Source organism: Sulfobacillus harzensis, assembly GCF_012933365.1.
Classification (GTDB): domain Bacteria; phylum Bacillota; class Sulfobacillia; order Sulfobacillales; family Sulfobacillaceae; genus Sulfobacillus_B; species Sulfobacillus_B harzensis.
The window spans coordinates 12,060-31,508 of record NZ_JABBVZ010000042.1 but is presented as its reverse complement, the minus strand read 5'-3'; the positions used below and the strand labels follow the sequence as shown (position 1 = coordinate 31,508).

Genomic DNA, 19,449 nt, shown 5'->3' with positions numbered 1-19,449 from the left:
GGACGGTTTAGTTCAGCCTGGCTTTTCCCGGCTGTCCCGTGAGAAAAATGGATCTTGACATTTAACCGCGGGACTTTGGATACAGTGCGATGGTATCGCAGGTACCCGTAAAAAATCCGCAAACAGGCGCCCGTATGTTCGGAAAAAAGTGTAAAAATTCCCGGTAACGAATCCCAATGGGGCTTATTACGGCGGGGCTCCAAGACCGGATGCGAGGGCGTTGCCTCGGGTCCGGATGTCTGTCTTGTCTCTTTGGTGTGTGTGAGTCACCCCCTGGGAACTGCGTGCAAACATGTTTGGGACGATTGGCGGCGGTGTTCGAAGCCGCGACTGAGAGGCCCCGGTAGCCGACAGTTGGATTGTTTGAGAATCCTCGCGGATTGCGCGCAGTCAACCACTTGGAAATGTGTAGGGGTCGCTTCGGGGAATCTCCAAAGCGCCCCCGTTTCTATCCTCCCTCGTCACCACGAGCCGTCACCACGAGAATCTCTGGATTGGGTATCCAATGGATATTGGTCGGCCGGCTAAGACCGTGTGGGCTCATTCCTGGGATCGTTCGGTTACACGGTCAACATAGCCCATTGATTTGCGGGGCCAATAATCTATTAACGGGCCGGATCGTATTATCAGGTCGCCTGGAAACTGGTTGACCTTCTGCTTTTTTAGAGGGTGTATTAGGGTAGCCGGGTGGACGTCCGGGCCGGTGGTTTGCGAACCCGTGCGCTAATCTGTCCACCCCCTGCCTTGTCGACGCATGTTTGAGGCTGGTTGGGACGCGATCCCGTATCACACGCGAAGCTATGGCACGGCAAGTCTGGGTAGGGGGACACCGGTACATGATCTTTTGGAAGGGGAGCTATCATTGTGACTCCTGTTGTCGGTCTGGACGTGGCCAAAGGGGCCACGGAAGGCCAAGCATTTCTGGACAAGGGGCGGCCGTACGGCCCGCATTTTCAGATTCTCCACACGACAGACGGCTTTGCGCAGTTTCAGGTGCGGTTGCAGGACCTGACTCGCCAAGCGGGAAGCCCGCCGACCATCGTTTTGGAATCTACCGGGCATTATCATGTGCCCATTGTCCGATTCTTGGAAGACCACGGCTACGCGTACGTGATGCTGAACCCGCTCATTCCGCACCAAGCCAAGCAGTCGTCGAGTCTCCGGAAAGTCAAAACCGATGCAGCCGATGCCTACCGACTGGGCAATTTGTTTTACAAGGAGGAGCTGGAACCCGTGCGTCAGCGCGGTCGGCAGTTGCTGGATCTTCGGCATCTCACGCGCCAGCGGGAGGCCGTGACCGGCCTCTTTGTACAAGCCAAGCTACAGTTTCAGGCCGTGCTGGATTCCGTGTTTCCCGAGTACGCCGGCGTCTTTGGGGCACTGTTTTCCCAGGTGTCCTTGCGCACCTTGTTGGCGTACCCCACGGCCGACACGGTCTTGGCGGATTCCGAAACGGCGATCGCAGACACGATCCGGCGGGCTTGCCCTAAACCTGGATTAGGCGACGTCGACGAACGCTTCCCGGCGCGTCAAGACGGCATAAATCCAGTGCAAGAGTTTGTTGATGCAGGCCACCAAGGCCACCTTGTGCGGTTTCCCGGCCGCGCGCTTGGCTTGGTAAATCGGCCCGATTCATGGACCCGCGGGTCGACGCCGGCAAACGCCACCAGCTTCCGCGGGTCCTCAAACCGCGCAATCTCCCCGATTTCCGCCATGATCGTCGCAGCCAAGGTGCTCCCGATGCCCAGGATCGACTGGATCAGTTAAGCAAAAATACCACAATCTTCCATGCTGCGGAAGGTGTCTTTGGTGTACCCTCCTCACTGTATCACAAGTCCCAAAAAATTCTCCCGCACCGCTTGACAAGCTATTGGCTGGGATAGCGTATGATTCGTATCGTGAACTTTTGCCCGATCCACGCACCCGCGTCGGGGTTACCGCTGATTGTCCACAAGATGCCATCTTGTCGGGTTTCCCACTATCGTAACTGCATTCTCCCTACGGTCGTTGTATAAGGACGAAGGGATGAAGTGCTGATGAAAAAGTGGGTGATGAGTGGGGCCGTCTTGTTAGTGGGCGCGGCCGCCTTGGCGGGGTGCGGCCAAGGCACCGGGCATGCTCCTGGCTCGATAGATAAATCCACCCCGAAGTCGCTCGTAGCGAAAACCAAGCTCCCAACAATGACGTTACGAGATATCCGTCCCGCCATGACGTCCATTGCGATGCAATCCACCACGATCGGTTGGGCGGTACAGGCCGATGACCCGCGCACACCAATCAAGAGCCTGCTAGACCGGGCTCAGTTAGTCGTGGAACTGGAAAACGTGTTTGGACGGACCGTCGATCTCGCGGACAAGCAACGGCTGTATCCCCTCTTGGCCCCCGAGATTTTAGCGACGCGTGAGGTGATGTATGCCGCGACGGAGTGACGAGGCGACGATTCAGCAAATCGTGGATGCCGCGGACAAAATGGTGCGGCGTTCTCATAGCCTTTCCTACGATTAGTTTTTAGAGGAGGATGAAAAGCCAGACGCTCTCATTCGACCCCTCGGGATTATGGGAGAAGCCGGACAGCGAATCCCGACTTAATGCCGTGGAGTACCGTCAAGGCCATGCGGAATCTATTGATTCATGGGGATGACACCGTGGATCTGGATGTCGTTGGGGCTATTGGCCCACGTGGTAAGGAGGGGATGGCATGCAGCGGACCAACATTTATCTTGGCAAGGACCAGTTGCGACTCCTCAAACATCTGGCTGCCGAAGAGAATAAGCCGGTGGCCGATCTCGTCCGGCATGCGGTGGACCAGTTCTTGCGCAGTCGATTGGAGGACGATGTGACGTGGCAAAACGACATGACGGCCCTCATCGAGCGGGTGCGCAACCGTGTGTCTCCCACTATCGACCCCGACGAAATTGAGCGCGACATCCGCGAAGCGAGGCAGGACGTGAGAGCTACACGACGATGAACGCGGTCATGGATTCCAATGGCTGAGTCTCGGGATTGATTAACCGGCACGGAACGCCAGCGCGAGTGCTGAACACCTATCGAGAGATCAGCAGTTTACCGTTGTCATTAGTGAGCCTATGTTAAAGAGGTGGTCATTGGGACGGCGGTGAGGGGAATGGCCTAGTTTTTGGTGAGTGCCCGGTTCGGAACGATGCAGATCACCGGTTTCCGGCGCCGGATCTCGGCATTGCGCCGCTCGACGCCATTCGTGGTCCGCCACCGCTGGCGCAGCGGCCCGGGGAGCTGCAACACCGCCAGCGCGTCGTCGTGCCCGTCGTCGAGGATGGATCGCCGACGCTGGGGGGCTATGACACCGCGGCCAGCAGTTCCCGCCGACATGCCCTTCTCTTAGGAGGAGAGACCATGCTGATTTCAATATCGTATGCATCATATGCCGCGTGACTGAGGATGGGAATGTCACAAGACTCGGCCGGGGCATCCTGTGACAGGGTATAATAGACCCAAAACCCAAGGGGGCGCGTTGATGGCATCGTCAAAGACTCGCGAAGTCCTGTGGTCGGTCCTCCAGGACCTCCCCGACGACTTGGTGGATGAGGTCGCAGATTTCGTGCAATTCCTACACTTGCGGCATGTCGTTCCGGATACGGCTATGCTCTCCGAAGCAGCACTGGCGGCCGCGTGGCTGACCCCAGACGAGGATGAGGCATGGAAAAGCTTGTAGCGGAAGATGTCGTCGTCGTGCCGTTCCCGTTCACGAATTTGGAACGCGCGAAACGACGGCCAGCCTTTGTCTTAGCTGCATTAGCGGACGGTGACTATATTTTTTGTCAGATTACGAGCCGTGCCTGGCCAAAGTCGATACCGTTGCGAATGGGTGACCTATCGGAGGGCACGTTGCCTCATGATTCGTATGTACGGCCGGAAAAACTGTTTACCGGAAACCAGACTTTAGTCCTCTCACGAGTTGGTCATGTGAAATCCGCCATTCAACAGATGATTCATGGGCGTCTCCTCGCCCTGTTTGAGGCATTGTCGTGTGAACCGGGTGCACCGGATCCTACCGACCACTCCAACCCGGACCATGATGGAGACGACACACCCTGATGGCGACTTCAAGCGAGGGTTACCCGGTGGCAATCGAGCACGAACGGACGTGATCCATTGGCTGGCTTTGCGGAATCCGACGAAGGCTGTTCCGGTTCCATCCGTCACCATGCCGTCACCAAGAGCGCATGGAACCGAGGATTTTATAGAGACGCGACAGACAGCGCCAATCGACCAAACCCTTGTCAATCAAGCACTCCAGCCTATCCCATAGACCATATTGACAGGCCTGCCTGTCTTCAAATCCAATGGTCGGCGTTCGACGTCGACGGTGGGTTCGATTCCCACGTATCTCCGCCATCCCTTATGTGGCAAGGGTTTACAGTCACCGGTTCCTTCCGACAAAAAACCCTTATATCTGCCAAAAGCAGGCAATCCGTCGCCACGATAATCTCTAGATTCATTAACTAATGGCTACTGATCGGCGGGTTAAGACCGTGCTGGCTCATGCATGGGATCGTTGCGGTTAAACGGTGACGACAGCAATTGATTTGCAGGGTCATCTATTGGGCCGCTTAACAGGTTATTCGATTCGAGTGCAGTTAGTTCGCCGAGGGCTCGAGAGCATAATCGCAAATTAACAGATCTTTTGCTGAATCTTGATAGAGCGTTAACCCATCCATCACATTCAGATGCGAGAGTAATAGAGAACACACTCGGGGTGTTCGAGGCAGCGCTAGTTCGTATTGGTACATCCACGCGCCTTTGACAGCGTCGAATTACGCTGTTCAATTCACTTAACTCTCGTGGATATTCTTAGGAGGCCTATTAATGTCTCTCTCACGCCGTTTGACAACCACCACTCTAATGGTGGCCGCCGGACTGTCGACCGTGTTGGCGGGTTGCGGCGCCACAACTGTCCATTCCGCGGCCGCCCAGAAAAATCATGTTGTCAATATTACCTATTGGGCAGGCCACAGTTCTGGGGCGCTTTACCAGGCGGTGCTCGCCGAAGTCAATAAGTTCAACAAGACGCATCCTAACATCCATGTAACCTTCCGCACGACCGGCGCGTCGCACAAAGGGTTAGCTGCCTTTGAGGCTGGCCAGGCTCCTAACGTTGGAATGCTCAGTGAGTGGATCGTCCCGCAATTGGTCCATGCGCATGCTTTGGTCAAACTCAATTCGTGGGTGACAGGACGTAACGGATTGTCGGCTTCCCAAATCAAGAACGACTACTACCCGGTTGTATGGAACGACATGAAGGAACCCAACGGTGCGCAATACCTCATGCCGCTTGAGAAGAAATCCACGCTGGTTATCTACTACAACAAGGCTTTGTTCAAGCGGGCAGGAATCGCGGCACCACCCAAGACTTGGACTCAAGTGGCGCAAGACGCCGCGAAAATTACCGCACTCGGTTCTAAATACCATGGCATCGCTTGGACCCCGTCCTTACGGCAATATCTTGACATCGTGGCTGCTAATGGAGGAACAATCTTTGCGAACAAGACGCACCGCACCCATTTAGCGCTGGCGAACCCCACAGCCACCAGTGTAATGAGCATGATCCACACCTGGATCAAGAAGGGTTGGATGATCGAGACTAGTGGTTACCAATATCAGTTGGATTTTGGCACTGGTAATGTGGGGATGTTAATTGACGCATCGGCAGGATACACCTACGACAAGGGATCCGTTGGCGGTAAATTCGTGATGGGTGGAGAGCCGGCACCCTCCGGAAGCGCTGGTCACCCCTACCAATACATCAACGGAGCATCGTTGGCCATGTTCAATGTCGGCACTGCGGCTCAAAAGCAGGCGTCATGGACGTTCATTAAGTACATGTCCTCTCCCACCACTAACGTGTATTGGGATGAGCACACCAACTATCTTCCCTTAGGCCCAGTTGAGTACAACATGATGAAGTCCTTCTATAAGGCTCACCCGGCCGAAGCGGCGAGCTACAGCGATCCGAACTACTGGTGGGTGAAGCCGCGCAACCAGTACTGGGAGGCCGCGAAGGCGGCCATGGAAACCCCCTTCGACAAAGGGCTGGCAGGGACGCTGTCTCCCTCGCAGGCAGTGAAACAGATGACCCAAATTGGCACCAAGTACCTGACGGGACAAGTCAAGGCCTAAAGGTTTGGCACTAAACAGCTAAGGAGCCGGCGAAGGGCATCCTTCCCGGCTCTTTGGTGGAAAGGATTGGGACTTTGAATCAACCCGCGCTTACGGAACCGACCGCGGCTGCTGTTCACGCCCAGCCGACGCGTCCACGGAAGTCGAAGGATCTAGGCAAGGCGATTTTATTTTTGTTGCCCATGTTCGCGTTCCTTATCGTGTTTACGTACCTTCCGGCGGGAGTTGCGCTGGTGCTGGGATTCTTCCATTATCATTTACTTGGGGTAGACACGACCTTTGGCGGCCTGGCAGACTTCAAGGAAGCGCTAACCTATGCGGTCTTTTGGCAAGCCCTTCGGAACACCTTGGTTTACGCGCTTTACATGATTCCCGCTACCATTGTCGGGGCGGTCGCCATCGCGGTGCTCATCAGCGAAAAAAGCCGCTTCTATGCCGTGTTGCGGACATTTGTTCTGTTGCCGTATATCACACCAGTCATTGCCACCTCGATCGGGTGGCTGTGGATGTTCAACCCTCAGTATGGCATTCTCAACGCGGTGCTCCATTGGCTGCACTTGCCCGAATCTCAATGGCTGTTAAGTCCTCGGATGGCGATGCCGTCGATTGCGCTCTATAGCCTATGGCACGGGTTAGGGTTTGACGTGATTATTGTGCTGTCGGCGCTAGCCAATATCCCGCAGCAAGTGCTCGAAGCAGCTGCCATCGACGGGGCCACGGGCTGGACGCGGTTTCGCCGCGTCACGTTGCCGTTATTGTCGCCCACTTTGTTCTTTCTGGTGATCATCACTACGATTGGCACGCTGCAAGCCTTTTCCCAAATCTTTGCGCTGACGAGTTCGCCCGGGAGTCCGGTGGGCGGACCGCAGAACGCGACGCTAACCCTTATCATCCTCATCTACCAAACCGCCTTCAGTTACTTCCATTTGTCGTATGGGTCGGCCATGGCGCTTCTGCTGGTGATTATCATCCTCGGACTGACCTTGGTTCAAAATTGGTTGTCGAAAAAGTGGGTGTTCTACCAGTGACATCGAGCACATCGAACAAGCCCGTCGCATCGGGTTCGCTCAAACCATATCGGACCATGCTGCGCGGGTTTCGGGCCGTCGTCGCATTGGCGGTGGCGTTATCGTTTCTCTTTCCTTTGTATATCGCTCTAGTGACGTCGATGGATACGCCGGCGCATGTCTTCACGTTTCCTCCCCATTTAGTGCCGGACTTTAATTTCCGCCCCTATGTGGAGATGTGGCATATGGGTCCATGGTTGATGTACTTCAAGAACACGGTATTCATTACCGCCACGACGATTGTCATCGCCCTGGCCACGAGTGTGCTGGGCGCTTACGCGTTGACATTTTTTGAGTTCAAGGGCAGGAACGCGTTGTTTATGGTGGTTTTGCTGGTGATGATGGTGCCCGCGGAAGCGCTTCTGATTCCAAATTACATCGTGCTGCACGAAATGAACCTGTTAAACACTCTGTGGGCGCAGATTCTACCGTTCGGCGGTTCAGTCTTTGGGGTATTTCTTCTCCGCCAGGTTTTTCTCTCCCTCCCTAAAAGTTATTGGGACGCAGCTCGAATCGACGGGGCGAGTCATCTTCGATTTCTGTGGTCAGTTGCTCTACCGCAGGCCCGGCCAGTCTTGTTCACGATTGGTCTTTACATCGGAATCGGCTCTTGGAACTCGTTCCAATGGCCCTACATCGTGACCACCAGCCGGAATGTGCAGCCGCTTGAAGTCGAAATCCAGCGCCTGCTAAGTACCCAGTCAGTGGAATGGCGGAGACTGTCGGCCGCGGGCATTATGGTGACGATGCCGTTGGTGATTGTCTACCTATTCGTTCAAAAATACATCGTGCGGGGCTTAAGCCGCGGAGAGGGCCTCCAAGAATGACAGCAAGAGCGATCGCGTTGCCCGACGTGATGCCGACGGCGCTCAGCCTATTGACGGGAAAGATGGCCACACCGATGAAAACAGCAACACCGCACGGTGTGGGCCGTATCGTGGTATGGACGATTGATGGGCTTGGTTACGACCAGTTGATTCAGGCACTCGATTGGGGACTCATGCCTCGGTTAACTGCACTGCTGGCCACGGGTGAGGCGACCGCCCGGCCCATTCAATCAGTCTTTCCATCGATCACTCCGGTGGCGCTGGCCAGTCTCTTAACCGGAACCTGGCCGGGGGAGCATGGACTCATCGGACGTTTTATCCAGCTGCCCGATGCACCGTGCATCGATACGCTGGGCGATGGCACCTCACAACACACTTTTGCTCTTTTGGAAGAGACGTTAGATCGACGAGCCCTAAAGGGGGATTTGCATTATCGCGCGGTTATGGAAGCGCGTCTCCTGCGCGGAACGTTAACGCAGCTCCTCCATCCGATGACCGAGAACATCGTCTCCTATGTCTCGCCCTTGGCGATGCGTCCACGCATGGTTCAAGCCCTCTGCCAACCTGAAAGAGGCCTATCCTATGTCTATTGGCCATACCTGGACTCGACCAATCACCGACGCGGCCCTTATTCGCAGGACTGGGCCGACGAAATGAAGGAACTGGACCGGGTGTTGGGCGATGTAGTGCAGGATGCCCGGGGTGCGGGCCAACCGGCGTGGCTTTGGATTGTGGCCGACCACGGGCACCACATGGTCCACGACGTGTTGCCGTATCGTTTGTTGCGCGACGCCGTTCCGGATTTGCCGGTTCAGCCCTTGGGGTGCGAACGGGTTGCCGGATTGGCCCTGACGGCTGAGCAGGCCATCTCGGTCGACCGGGCCGTCCGCACGTTGTTCGAAGGCAAAGTCACCATGCGACCCTTCGAGGCTTTCGTGGAGGATGGCGCGTTCGGGCCTCGAATGCGCCCCGACGTCTCCTCGCGCGTGGGCAACTGGTTCCTGGAAGCGACGGACGGCTTCATGTGGGCTTGGGATGAGGAGCCGAAGCCTCCGTCCGTGGCGACCCACGGTGGGCGTTCCAAGGCGGAGATGACCATCCCGTTCATCGAAATCTGTGTGCACTGAACGTGCAAGGAGGCGGTTCGGCATGGCTGAATTAAATCTTTACCAGGTCAAAAAGGATTTCGGCGCAGTAACGGCCGTGCATGATGTCACGCTGAACATCGCGGACCGAGAATTTCTGGTGTTGCTCGGTCCATCGGGTTGCGGAAAGACGACCACGTTGCGAATGGTGGCCGGACTGGAGGACGTGACCAGTGGAAGCATCCATATCGGAGGAAGGGATGTCACGCACCTCGAGCCGAAAGATCGGGACATTGCAATGGTTTTCCAGAACTACGCGCTCTACCCGCATATGACCGTTTACGAGAACATGGCATTTGGCCTGAAATTGCGGCGCTTTTCTAAGACCGACATCGAACGACGGGTCAAAGATGCCTCGGAGATTTTGGGGTTGGGAAGTTTGCTGAAGCGCCGGCCCAAAGAGTTGTCCGGCGGGCAACGACAGCGCGTTGCGCTCGGTCGCGCCATTGTTCGCGAGCCGCAGGCTTTCTTGATGGACGAGCCGTTGTCGAATTTGGACGCCCAACTCCGGACGCAAACGCGGGTTGAGCTGAAACGTTTGCACGAGAGACTCGGGTCCACTACGGTCTATGTGACGCACGACCAAACCGAGGCGATGACGATGGGGACTCGGATCGTGGTCATGAGGGACGGCGTGATTCAGCAGGTGGACACCCCGGAGAACATTTATCATCGACCTGCCAACGAATTTGTCGCGACCTTCGTTGGAATGCCGCCGATGAATCTACTCACCATCCAACTCGAAAGCCAGGGCAATGAGCATTGGGGACGGGTGGGGCGACAGCGCTTTTCCCTGCCATCTCGGGTGGCCCACTTGCTGCGCCAGCTTTCATCAAACACGGTGACAATGGGGATTCGGCCGGAAGACTTGTCGATGGGCAATGACCCCGGGGTGATTCTCAATGCATCCGTGCGGATGGTCGAATCCTTGGGACACGAACGACTCATCTATTGTGACGTCGAGGGGACCTCGCTCGTCGTGCGAGCGGCCAACGACTGGCAGGGTGATCTAGGAGAGACGATGTCGTTATGTGTTCGCGAAGACCGCCTGTGTTTCTTCGATCCGGTATCGCAGCGCTTGCTTGGTTGAAGATCGTCGCAATCGGGATGCAATCTTTAAGCTGTCCGTTTCAAACACTGCCCGGAACACCGGGTCTTCTGCCGCTCATTGGGGCAGGGAAAGAAGGAATTCAGGAATGCACGGTCTCATCCTCTTTGATTTAGACGGCACACTTTATCAGGGCGACGCCCCTTTTCGTTTTTACGCCAAGACGATTGCTCGGCACATGGCCTCCGAAGATCAACATCGGTACCTTGATCAGGTTGAATCCCATTTGAACGGACGGGAACGCCTTGTGGCCGGTGACAACTGGGAGGCGGTGGTGCAGTTGGCTGAACCCTATTTGGCGGACGACGATCTGTGGCAACAAGCCTTTGTGGAGACGCGCATATTCATGAACGGCGAGCAATGCGAGCTTGAAGTACCGGATGCGCTGCGCCAGCTGCTTCGCGAGCTCCGCAGCAAAATCACCCTGGCCTGTGTATCCAATAGTCCGCCCGAGGCGGCCATTCCGTTGTTGCAGCGTCTTGATCTCTACTGCCTGTTCGACCAGGTAACTCCGAGTGCCAACAAACCAAACGGCCTCATCCAGCATGCGAGGGAGCTTTGGAATGGACAGTTGGTTCCCGAACGGACGCTCAGTGTGGGTGACAACTACAGAAATGACATTGCTCCCGCGCTGGAGGCGGGCTTCGCGACAGCCCATATTAGCCCGCGCGGGTACTTCCCAGGACCAAGCATCGCCCGTGGATATGCGCTTGATGATGTCATCCCGTTCATTCGCTCGTGGGTGACCCGGTTATCAGAACCACAACGTCCGGCAGAGATGTGATTTGGGGGCACTTTGTGACAGCCCGACGCCGTACGGCGGACCTCGGACTTGATGCGGCACCCCGGCGAAGTTGAAGTGGCTCTTTGCTGGGCTCTGGGACGGGGCAGGGCGTCCCGGGGGACGAACTTACCCGAAGTTGTGAGGATCTGATTCCGGGGGGCAACAGATGGGTGGTGGGTTAGCGGATACCCGCGGGAATTGCCTCTTTGCCACTACTCCGCGGGCGCTTGGTCGAGCGCAATTATCTACATCGTGCATTGTAAGAGTCTGACCGAGTACCCGTAAGGTGACAGAGTCGGACGCTTACGTTCATAAAGAAGCAGGGCTTGCGGCACGCTCAGGGCAGTCGCGCTCCGAATGGACGGAAGAGCATTCCCTGTGTCCGCCTTATCGAGGTGCGGGATTGAACCCGTCCGTAACATGGTAGCGGCGAGGCGGACGCTTGCCACCATGGCACCGGCTGTTGGGTGTGGGAATGGGACAGGTCCACCGTGACCCAAGGCGTTCACGTGGGTCGGCGGGAACCTGCGATTCCCATAACGGAGCTGACGCACCTTCATGCCGCGTTGGGCACATCGTCGGAATCATGAATTCGAACCGCCGATCCCAATATTTTATCGTGCCTTAACAAACGTACAGGTTGTCCTCCGGTATCATGGAATGAGCTTGAGACAAGGAGGGCTCTTGGTTGAATTGGTATGTCCTGGTTGCCGCTCTATTAGCCTCTATCGTCGAATTTGTCGAAGCCCTCACCATCGTATTAGCAGTCGGCACCGTGGAAGGCTGGCGTCCCGCGATGCGCGGCACATTGCTGGCAATTCTGTCGTTGTCTGTGTTGACGGGGATCTTGGGCATTGGGGTGTTGCACTACGTACCGATCAATGTGTTGCGTGGGGTCATCGGGGTTTTGTTGCTACTGTTCGGTATTAAGTGGCTTCGGAAAGCCATTCTGCGCTTTGCGGGCAAGAAATCCTTGCATAATGAAACCGAAGCCTATCAAAAGCAATTGGGATCGTTGCAGGCTAACAAGGGCAACACGTTTGCGGCCCAGGCCACAGCTTTCAACGGGGTGTTTCTCGAAGGCCTTGAAGTGGTGGTGATCGTGCTGACCATGGGTTCCGCCGCCCAGGCTTATCCGAGTGCCATCGTCGGGTCCGCCATTGGCCTCGTACTGGTGCTCGTGGCCGGCGTCATGCTCCGAGCGCCGCTGGCGAAGGTGCCTGAGAACGTGATGAAGTTTGTGGTCGGGACGATGTTGACCAGTTTCGGCAGCTTTTGGGCGGGCGAGTCGTTGGGGGTCCTGTGGCCGGGCCAGGATTTGAGCATTGTGCTGTTGATTGCGGGGTATTTGGCCGTCAGCGGCTTGCTCGTGGCGTCCCTGAAGAAACGCCCGTCTGCACGGAAGGAGGCCGCGTCGTGAAGTGGCTGAAGGAAGTATACGACCTGTTCGTGGACGATCCCAAACTGGCGATTTTGGTGCTGGTTGCGTTGGCCATCGGGCTGATCGTGGCACGGGCCGGGGCTAAAGAGGCCGGCGGATTGGCGATTTTTTTGGTGGTCGCAGGGTCGTTGTGGTACAGTACCCGCTAACTCGTCTCAACTATCAATTGATGGCTTGCCCGGTAGAGATTCCCCCAAGAAGAAAAAACTCTCGTAGCAACGGCGGCCGGCGCATTTGTTTCGGCGGATGAAGGGCTGGCTATTTGATGTCTTATGTCTTTGCAATCAAAAATCGTGCTTCTGGTTTTGAATTTGGTATAATGTCATTATTCCACCAGGATGATCCCGAACTCGTATGCATCTCTTTCGCCCAAGTAATCCACGGCGAAAGGGGGAAGGGGCTTTGGCGTCAACTCCGCCAAGCCCCCACTATAATGCCTTCAGCCCTGTTAATCGAAGACGATCCACGCATCGCCCGGCTGCTAATTCTAGAACTGGGGCGCCATGATTGGATTATTCTGTGGCAAAGAACCGGACGTGACGGACTCAAGGCGATGGAATCCCGATCGGTTGATATTGTGCTGCTGGATTTGATGTTGCCTGACATGGATGGCATGCAGGTTTGCCAACACATTCGTCAAACGGCGGATGTCCCGCTCCTCATGCTGACCGCGCGAGATGCGGTAATCGATCGGGTGCAAGGACTGGATGCCGGAGCGGATGATTACCTGGTCAAACCGTTCGCCATGTCCGAACTGCTGGCCCGCATGCGGGCGCTCATCCGGCGGCTTCGCACAGCACCGGAAGTCAAGGATGACTGGCTTTCGGTCGGAAACCTGCGCGTCTCCGAGCGCCGCCATGAAGTTCGCGTTTTAGACCAGCCGGTCGAACTGACGGCCCGAGAGTTCGCTCTGTTGCAGTACTTGCTGCAAAATGTCGGGGTGGTGGTGACCCGCGACATGATTCTCGAACGGGTGTGGGGATGGGGATACCGTGGCTCATCCGCGGTGGTTGACGTCTATATGGGCTATTTGCGCCACAAGATTGATTGGACCAGGGCCGAAGTGGTGCTCGCCACCATTCGCGGCGTCGGGTATCTGGTGCGGGATATCGAATGACGCGGACAAACGGGACTCGTCGGAGCTCGATCAGAGCGCGCCTGACTCGCCAATTCGTGGCAGCGATTCTTGGACTCTTAATGTCCTTTGCCGCGGTGACCTTGGCGGCCATTGCCGTGCATCTATACCGGGACGCAGAGTTCGACACCCGAATGATTCTCGGAAATTTAACGTCGCAACAGACGGAATCGATCGAGGTGGTGTTGGATGCATACAGTCGCAGCACCGATCCGCGCATCTGGGTTGTTCGAGGCGCCCGCGTCATCGACGGTTCCCCCAATGCATTGGGTACGCCACCCAAGCTGCCGTACACAGGCCTTTTATGGAATCCGGTCAGTTACCAGCTCACGCGCACCGTGAAGCACACCACCTTTGTCATTGATTGGCCGCTTTCTTCTGACGCGGCGCTATTGCGGGAACTGTCGTTGGTGGTGTTATTCGTGACCTTGGCCGGCATGGGTGCCGGCGTCGCGACCGCGCGGTGGACCACGCGCCGTGCATTAGTTCCCCTGAAATCTCTTACCTCAGGCGTCCGGAGCATGTTGGACGCAGGGCGTATCATGCCGATCCCCATGTCTTCCGGCCGTGACGAATTCTATGACTTAGCGGGGCTTTTGAATCGATTGTTATCGGACTTGGAGGAGCGGCGCCAGCGTGACCAGGCACTGTTGGCGGATGCCACGCATCATCTGCGCACCCCGATGGCCGTGATTCGCGGGAATCTCGATTTGGTGAAGGCTGGAGAGCAAATCGACCGGACGGTTCGCGAGGAGTCTCTCGCAGCCATCGACCGCACCGTCCTAGATATGTCCCGATTAGTGGATGATCTATTGACCATGGAGCATGCTCATAACTTGCCGCCTCGGCTGTTAATGCCACTTGACCTTCTGACACTGGCTAAAGAAGTCTACGATGACGCCCGTGCCATCGCGGGTGAACGCATCAATCTAGCATTCGACGAGCACATTGCTGGCGGGACTTGGGTGTATACCAAAGCCGCCCGCACTTTTCCCACCTTGGTCAACCCTTTCCTATCCAAAGCGAGGATTTGGCTAGGCGAGAACGCTGAGGCAAGAGCACCGACGGGCGTATCCCGAATTCGCGCGGCGTGCTCTGTGGACGATTATGGAAAATGCTCTCAAATACAGCGATCCCGTCAGGGGTCAAATCGCCATGGTGTTGCGCTGGGATGTGCAAAGCGGGTACGTGGGGATTTTGGTGCGAAACAACGGAAAGGGCATCCCCGCTTACGAAATGCCGTTGGTTTTCGGCCGGTTTTACCGGGGGGAGGAGGCCCGTGTCGTGGAAGGGGGTACGGGACTGGGGCTCTCTTTGGCGCAGTCATTGATGCGCGCCCAGCATGGGACCATCGGCATGACTTCTGCGGACGGGACGACCGAGGTTACCTTGTGGTTTCGACAACTATCCTCCCCCGAGTCGGGCCGTATCTTCCTTCAAATTTAATCAAACGGCAACACAACGTTTATCAGATTTTGAGACATTTCTTAAACAGGTTGGTGACAATCATGAGGAACGGAGGGATGTGTACTGAGCGGCGGCTCGTCCTGGGGGAAGTGGTGCTTCGTGAAGAACGGGGCAATGAGTTTTGCTGGAAGAGCGGAGTCAACAAGCAAGGGCCTGCCTTTCAATCCGTACAGGGAGATCTTTAAAGGACGGGAGGTTATTTATGGAACAGGGGGTTATTGTAAACGACCACCCCGCCAATTATGAAGACGAAATTTGGCATGGCAGCGGCGGCACGACCCTGCGGCAGATGGTGTTCGGGATGAATGACGGGTTGGTCGCCACGGTGGGATTGGTGGCAGGACTCATCTTTGCTGGTTCGTCGAAAGGCGTGGTGCTTGGTGGCACGCTGGCTGCAATTATCGCGGCGGTCTCGTCGATGGCTTTAGGGTCCTATTTGGCCACACAGGCAGAAGTTGGGTATCAACTAGCGCAGATCCGCCGCGAGCGCCGAGAAATCGAGGAACAACCGCATGAAGAGTTGAATGAGATGCGGCAGATCTATCATGGCTATGGTCTCAGTGCGCAAGAGGTTGATATTTTTCTGTCGCACTTTCAGCGTGACAAGGACCTGTGGCTCCGCTTGATGCTGCGCGATGAATTGGGTATCATTCCCGAATCCTTCGAAAATCCATGGAAGAACGCCGGACTGATGGCGCTGGCTGTGGCCGCCGGCTCACTGCCGCCGCTATTGCCCGTGCTTTTTGGCTCAAGTCCCAAGCATGTCTTTGTCTGGGTTTTAATTTTCTCCGCTTTGACAGCGTTTGGCTTGGGCGGCGTTACGGCCCGCAGCACCGGCAAACAATGGTGGCGGTCAGCTATCTCATTCTTGATTGTCGCGACGATTGCCGCGGCAATCGGCATGGGCGCGGGGAGCCTCATTGCCCCGCTGTTTGGGTAGCACTGAACGTCTAAAAGAGACGGCAATACACTGCAAACAGTCCCGCACGCCTCATAGGCCGGGACCGTTTGCTTTTATGGACTCAACGGATGACGCTCTGAAAGCTATTCCTGCCCTCCCGCTAAGCCCCCCAACAGGAACCGTATTCGCGGTCGGATCAAAGAAGGCAGCAGGACCAGGATTCCCCAGTTTGGACCACCCTCTTTGTTGTGGAATGGGGACAATGACGGCCTCGATCGTAAAGAAATTTTAATGCAATGCTAACCGATGGTTTATCGAGTTCTTAAGGGATTCTTAAGGGCGCTTTATATAGTGGCTCCATACGAGGCGTGTTTTCCACGCGGAAAGGAGTCAGACATGGCAGCCATTAGGCTTCAGGCAATTCGAAAATCCTTCGGAGCAACTCGGGTGTTGCATGGTGGACATGGAAGTTGGGGACGGAGAATTTGTGGTCGTGGTAGGTCCGTCGGGGTGCGGTAAATCGACATTGTTGCGCATTGTGGCTGGGCTGGAATCCCCTACTTCTGGAGAACTGTGGTTCGGCGATCGCGATGTGACACGGATGGCAGCGCATGAGCGCAACATTGGCATGGTCTTTCAAAATTATGCACTCTATCCGCATATGACAGTCTATGACAATCTCGCATTCGGTATGCGGGCACACAAAGTGGCTCGAGCCGAACTTGATATGCGCATCCAGGACGTTGCAGAATTGCTGGAGATTGGGCATCTCCTGCGGCAGAAGCCGGGGGCGTTGTCGGGTGGACAGCGCCAACGGGTGGCCGTTGGACGGGCTCTGGTGAGAAATCCCTACGCGTTTCTAATGGATGAACCTCTTTCCAATCTTGATGCCCTGCTACGCGAACGTATGCGGGTTGAATTGCGCCATTTGCATGAGCGATTGCGCATTCCCACAATGTACGTTACCCATGATCAAACGGAGGCTATGACGATGGCGGACCGCTTGGTGGTGATGAAAGACGGAAACATACTTCAAATCGGCACCCCCGAAGAGGTCTACCATAGGCCACAAACCTCTTTTGTAGCGCAGTTCCTGGGGTCTCCGCCGATGAATCTGGTGCCTGTCCGCCGCACAGCCGATGGACGGGTTGGGGTGGATGGGGCTACAGGTGAGACAATTGCGGTTCCCGCTCGGGTGGTGCAGGCGTGGCCACGGGATACCTCGGAACTATGGCTCGGGTTTCGGCCGGAACGAGCCCACGTGAAAGGCAGTATCCCAGCGGGGTTGGACATGGCGGTCGGCATTCGCACGATTGAGACACTGGGTTCCCGATACCACGTGCACGGAACGTGGGGGGATGTGAGGATTACCTGGGTGACAACGGAAGGCGCCAATACGGCGCCGGGGCGGCAGATGCTGCTGACTGTGCCATGGGATCACGTACATTGGTTCGACCGTCGAAGCGGCCAACGTGTCGGCGAGGGCCCCGGGAAGGCGCTGAGCCTCGAGTCGGGGGACGCCGTATGACCAATCGTGAGAACGCCATCGCTGTTGGCCGCCGACAAAGTCCTTCATGGATGTCCTGGCTGGAGCAAATCCGTCGCCCATGGAAGGAAACGGTAGTGGGGTACGGGCTCATTCTCCCCAGTCTTTTGGTGTTCTTGGTGTTCTACTATGGGCCGGCATTGTTTCTACTTTATATCGCTTTTTCCACTGGAACATCTTTGCGAACGACAGTACCTTCGTGGGACTCCACAATTTTTCGGTGCTCATTCACCAGCCGATTTTTTGGCGGTCGCTCTTAAACACCGCCTATTACGTCGTTCTGGTGGTTCCCGTCACCACGCTCTTAGCGCTAGCGTTGGCACTTTTGCTTCGGGAAGCGCGGAACCTGCGGGGCGGGGGATTCTCGCAGGCGTTGGTTTTTCTACCGCACGTCACACCGGTGGTCGCGACGTCGATTATTTGGGTGTGGATCTTCGATCCCAACTTTGGGTTGGCTAACGCGGTCCTGCGCCTTCTGCACCTGCCGCAGTTGGGATGGTTGGCCAGTGTCCATTGGGCCCTTCCAGCGGTGATGATTTACACCGTTTGGCACTCGGTCGGCCTCTACACGGTTCTTTTCCTCGCGGGGCTTTCCACCCTTCCCAAGCAAGTAATGGAAGCCGCACAGTTGGATGGAGCGCGCGGCTGGCTGGCATTTCGGCGGGTCGTGCTGCCTCTCATCAGCCCGATTACCTTTTTCGTCATCGTCCTGGCTACGATCAACACCATGCAAACATTTTCCCAGATTTACACGCTGACAGGAGGCCCCCACGGTGGGGCAGGCGGGCCAGCGTTTTCCACGACCACTGATTCCTTGCTGATTTATCAAACTGCCTTCTTATATGACCACTTTTCGCTCGGATCGGCGATGAGCTTGGTGCTGTTTGTGCTCATCCTTGGCATGACGTTGATTCAGAAGCTCATTGCCGACCGCATGGTTTTTTACCGCTAGTCGAAGAACCGATGGGAGGACGCATGCAATGATGAAATGGCTCACGTATGGGTTGCGGGCTGTCGCAGCCGCTCTCATGGCCGCGCCCATCTACTGGGTGTTTGTCATCGCCACGGGAAAGCGAGGAGCGGCCTACAGCATTCCTCCAGTGTGGCGTCCCCTGTTTCATTGGGCCCCATTTCTTTACGTATGGACCCACACGCCGTGGTCGCGGTACGTGTTGAACAGCGTGTTCATTTCTACCTCGACCATCCTCTTGGTGGTCATTACCAGTGCACTCGCTGGATATGCGCTGGCGGAACTGAAGTTTCCGGGCAACTCCCTGTATTTCTATCTGACGCTGGGTGTGATGATGCTGCCGCAGCAAGCGTTGCTGGTTCCGCAATATGTGGTGATGTACCACCTGCATCTCTTGAACACCTATCCCGGGCTGATCGTGCCCTTTGCGGCCAGCACCTCTGGCATTTTCCTGTTCCGCCAGTTTTTCATGAAACTTCCCGTCAGCTATCGCGAGATCGCGCGATTGGAGGGGGTCGGAACGCTGACCTACCTCAGGCGAGTGGCGGTGCCGTTGGCACGACCTGCCGTGGCGACTACGGTGCTTCTGACATTCATCTCCTCGTGGAATCAATTTCAATGGCCACTCATTATGACGGTCAGCCCCCAACTCCAGCCGATTGAGCTGGCGTTAAGCCATTACATGCAAGCCTACCAGTCGCACTGGCGTGACTTGACCTCTGCTGCGCTCATAGCGCTCCTGCCGATCCTGATCGTGTTTGCGTTCACCCAACGACACATTGTAAGCGCTGTGGCGGGTGGCGAGGTGGGACAAAAGGATTGAACACCCTATTGAATGAAAGGATGTGATGGCGATGTAGGGAAGAAGTGGTGTACCCCCGAGGTCGGACTTGTCACCCACG

Annotated in this window: 18 protein-coding genes and 3 pseudogenes; 19 read left to right on the top strand and 2 right to left on the bottom strand. The window is 56.2% G+C overall.

All coding sequences use genetic code 11. The features are described 5' to 3' along the window. Window positions 1–864: 864 nt before the first annotated feature. Window positions 865–1,344: pseudogene (locus HIJ39_RS24180) on the top strand (IS110 family transposase); the annotation flags it as partial. A gap of 153 nt (window positions 1,345–1,497) precedes the next feature. Here the strand turns inward: HIJ39_RS24180 and HIJ39_RS24175 are convergent. After that, window positions 1,498–1,763: pseudogene (locus HIJ39_RS24175) on the bottom strand (transposase); the annotation flags it as partial. A 273-nt stretch (window positions 1,764–2,036) separates the two neighbouring features. Between HIJ39_RS24175 and HIJ39_RS12655 the strand changes: the two are divergent. Further along, window positions 2,037–2,429 carry a hypothetical protein gene (locus tag HIJ39_RS12655; RefSeq protein ID WP_169100245.1) on the top strand — a complete coding sequence of 131 codons (393 nt, stop codon included), beginning with the start codon at window positions 2,037–2,039 and terminating at the stop codon, window positions 2,427–2,429. Window positions 2,430–2,698: 269 nt separating this feature from the next. Next, entirely contained in the window at window positions 2,699–2,968 is a 270-nt protein-coding gene (locus HIJ39_RS12650) for a ribbon-helix-helix protein, CopG family (RefSeq protein ID WP_169100243.1), read from the top strand. A 179-nt stretch (window positions 2,969–3,147) separates the two neighbouring features. On the opposite strand, the pseudogene HIJ39_RS12645 reads toward HIJ39_RS12650, so the two are convergent. Continuing rightward, window positions 3,148–3,294: pseudogene (locus tag HIJ39_RS12645) on the bottom strand (transposase); the annotation flags it as partial. A gap of 199 nt (window positions 3,295–3,493) precedes the next feature. Here HIJ39_RS12645 and HIJ39_RS12640 point away from each other — a divergent pair. From HIJ39_RS12640 to HIJ39_RS12565, 16 genes are all read left to right on the top strand, one after another. Continuing rightward, window positions 3,494–3,691 (top strand): DUF2281 domain-containing protein, encoded by a 198-nt coding sequence (locus HIJ39_RS12640; protein ID WP_169100241.1) that lies wholly within the window; start codon window positions 3,494–3,496, stop codon window positions 3,689–3,691. Further along, a complete protein-coding gene (locus HIJ39_RS12635) occupies window positions 3,676–4,074 on the top strand; it encodes a type II toxin-antitoxin system PemK/MazF family toxin (RefSeq protein ID WP_169100239.1) in 399 nt (132 codons plus the stop codon). Before HIJ39_RS12640 ends, HIJ39_RS12635 begins: the two co-directional genes overlap by 16 nt. Before the next feature lie 771 nt (window positions 4,075–4,845). Continuing rightward, entirely contained in the window at window positions 4,846–6,156 is a 1,311-nt protein-coding gene (locus tag HIJ39_RS12630; RefSeq protein WP_169100237.1) for an extracellular solute-binding protein, read from the top strand. Between the two features lie 74 nt (window positions 6,157–6,230). Next, a complete protein-coding gene (locus HIJ39_RS12625; protein WP_169100235.1) occupies window positions 6,231–7,184 on the top strand; it encodes a carbohydrate ABC transporter permease in 954 nt (317 codons plus the stop codon). After that, complete coding sequence (locus HIJ39_RS24170) at window positions 7,181–8,050, top strand: ABC transporter permease subunit (RefSeq protein WP_207711650.1); 870 nt, start codon at window positions 7,181–7,183, stop codon at window positions 8,048–8,050. The genes HIJ39_RS12625 and HIJ39_RS24170 overlap by 4 nt, the downstream gene beginning before the upstream one ends. Further along, window positions 8,047–9,177, top strand: coding sequence for an alkaline phosphatase family protein (locus HIJ39_RS12615; RefSeq protein ID WP_169100233.1), 1,131 nt, complete (start codon window positions 8,047–8,049; stop codon window positions 9,175–9,177). The genes HIJ39_RS24170 and HIJ39_RS12615 overlap by 4 nt, the downstream gene beginning before the upstream one ends. 22 nt (window positions 9,178–9,199) lie before the next feature. Beyond that, entirely contained in the window at window positions 9,200–10,285 is a 1,086-nt protein-coding gene (locus tag HIJ39_RS12610; RefSeq protein WP_169100231.1) for an ABC transporter ATP-binding protein, read from the top strand. A gap of 106 nt (window positions 10,286–10,391) precedes the next feature. Further along, on the top strand, window positions 10,392–11,087 hold the full coding sequence (locus tag HIJ39_RS12605; protein ID WP_169100229.1) for an HAD family hydrolase: 696 nt from the start codon (window positions 10,392–10,394) through the stop codon (window positions 11,085–11,087). Window positions 11,088–11,775: 688 nt separating this feature from the next. Beyond that, window positions 11,776–12,507, top strand: a complete 732-nt coding sequence (locus HIJ39_RS12600; protein ID WP_169100227.1) for a COG4280 domain-containing protein — start codon at window positions 11,776–11,778, stop codon at window positions 12,505–12,507. After that, window positions 12,504–12,677, top strand: a complete 174-nt coding sequence (locus HIJ39_RS12595) for a hypothetical protein (RefSeq protein WP_169100225.1) — start codon at window positions 12,504–12,506, stop codon at window positions 12,675–12,677. Before HIJ39_RS12600 ends, HIJ39_RS12595 begins: the two co-directional genes overlap by 4 nt. Window positions 12,678–12,961: 284 nt before the next feature. Then, entirely contained in the window at window positions 12,962–13,645 is a 684-nt protein-coding gene (locus tag HIJ39_RS12590; RefSeq protein WP_169100223.1) for a response regulator transcription factor, read from the top strand. After that, window positions 13,642–15,315, top strand: coding sequence for a sensor histidine kinase (locus tag HIJ39_RS25415; protein ID WP_169100221.1), 1,674 nt, complete (start codon window positions 13,642–13,644; stop codon window positions 15,313–15,315). Before HIJ39_RS12590 ends, HIJ39_RS25415 begins: the two co-directional genes overlap by 4 nt. Window positions 15,316–15,332: 17 nt before the next feature. Then, window positions 15,333–16,070 (top strand): VIT1/CCC1 transporter family protein, encoded by a 738-nt coding sequence (locus tag HIJ39_RS12580; RefSeq protein ID WP_169100219.1) that lies wholly within the window; start codon window positions 15,333–15,335, stop codon window positions 16,068–16,070. 415 nt (window positions 16,071–16,485) lie between these two features. Further along, window positions 16,486–17,559 (top strand): ABC transporter ATP-binding protein, encoded by a 1,074-nt coding sequence (locus HIJ39_RS12575; protein ID WP_207711649.1) that lies wholly within the window; start codon window positions 16,486–16,488, stop codon window positions 17,557–17,559. A gap of 79 nt (window positions 17,560–17,638) precedes the next feature. Continuing rightward, complete coding sequence (locus HIJ39_RS12570; protein WP_169100217.1) at window positions 17,639–18,529, top strand: carbohydrate ABC transporter permease; 891 nt, start codon at window positions 17,639–17,641, stop codon at window positions 18,527–18,529. Between the two features lie 28 nt (window positions 18,530–18,557). After that, window positions 18,558–19,370, top strand: coding sequence for a carbohydrate ABC transporter permease (locus HIJ39_RS12565; protein WP_169100215.1), 813 nt, complete (start codon window positions 18,558–18,560; stop codon window positions 19,368–19,370). The last annotated feature ends 79 nt before the right edge of the window (window positions 19,371–19,449 follow it).

Coding starts and splice junctions, on each gene's coding strand:
- HIJ39_RS12635 (WP_169100239.1), top strand. CDS start 3,676: ATGGAAAAGCTTGTAGCGGAAGATGTCGTCGTCGTGCCGTTCCCGTTC.
- HIJ39_RS12650 (WP_169100243.1), top strand. CDS start 2,699: ATGCAGCGGACCAACATTTATCTTGGCAAGGACCAGTTGCGACTCCTC.
- HIJ39_RS12575 (WP_207711649.1), top strand. CDS start 16,486: ATGGTGGACATGGAAGTTGGGGACGGAGAATTTGTGGTCGTGGTAGGT.
- HIJ39_RS12610 (WP_169100231.1), top strand. CDS start 9,200: ATGGCTGAATTAAATCTTTACCAGGTCAAAAAGGATTTCGGCGCAGTA.
- HIJ39_RS25415 (WP_169100221.1), top strand. CDS start 13,642: ATGACGCGGACAAACGGGACTCGTCGGAGCTCGATCAGAGCGCGCCTG.
- HIJ39_RS12605 (WP_169100229.1), top strand. CDS start 10,392: ATGCACGGTCTCATCCTCTTTGATTTAGACGGCACACTTTATCAGGGC.
- HIJ39_RS12615 (WP_169100233.1), top strand. CDS start 8,047: ATGACAGCAAGAGCGATCGCGTTGCCCGACGTGATGCCGACGGCGCTC.
- HIJ39_RS12590 (WP_169100223.1), top strand. CDS start 12,962: ATGCCTTCAGCCCTGTTAATCGAAGACGATCCACGCATCGCCCGGCTG.
- HIJ39_RS12655 (WP_169100245.1), top strand. CDS start 2,037: ATGAAAAAGTGGGTGATGAGTGGGGCCGTCTTGTTAGTGGGCGCGGCC.
- HIJ39_RS12630 (WP_169100237.1), top strand. CDS start 4,846: ATGTCTCTCTCACGCCGTTTGACAACCACCACTCTAATGGTGGCCGCC.
- HIJ39_RS12565 (WP_169100215.1), top strand. CDS start 18,558: ATGATGAAATGGCTCACGTATGGGTTGCGGGCTGTCGCAGCCGCTCTC.
- HIJ39_RS12640 (WP_169100241.1), top strand. CDS start 3,494: ATGGCATCGTCAAAGACTCGCGAAGTCCTGTGGTCGGTCCTCCAGGAC.
- HIJ39_RS12580 (WP_169100219.1), top strand. CDS start 15,333: ATGGAACAGGGGGTTATTGTAAACGACCACCCCGCCAATTATGAAGAC.
- HIJ39_RS12570 (WP_169100217.1), top strand. CDS start 17,639: ATGGAAGGAAACGGTAGTGGGGTACGGGCTCATTCTCCCCAGTCTTTT.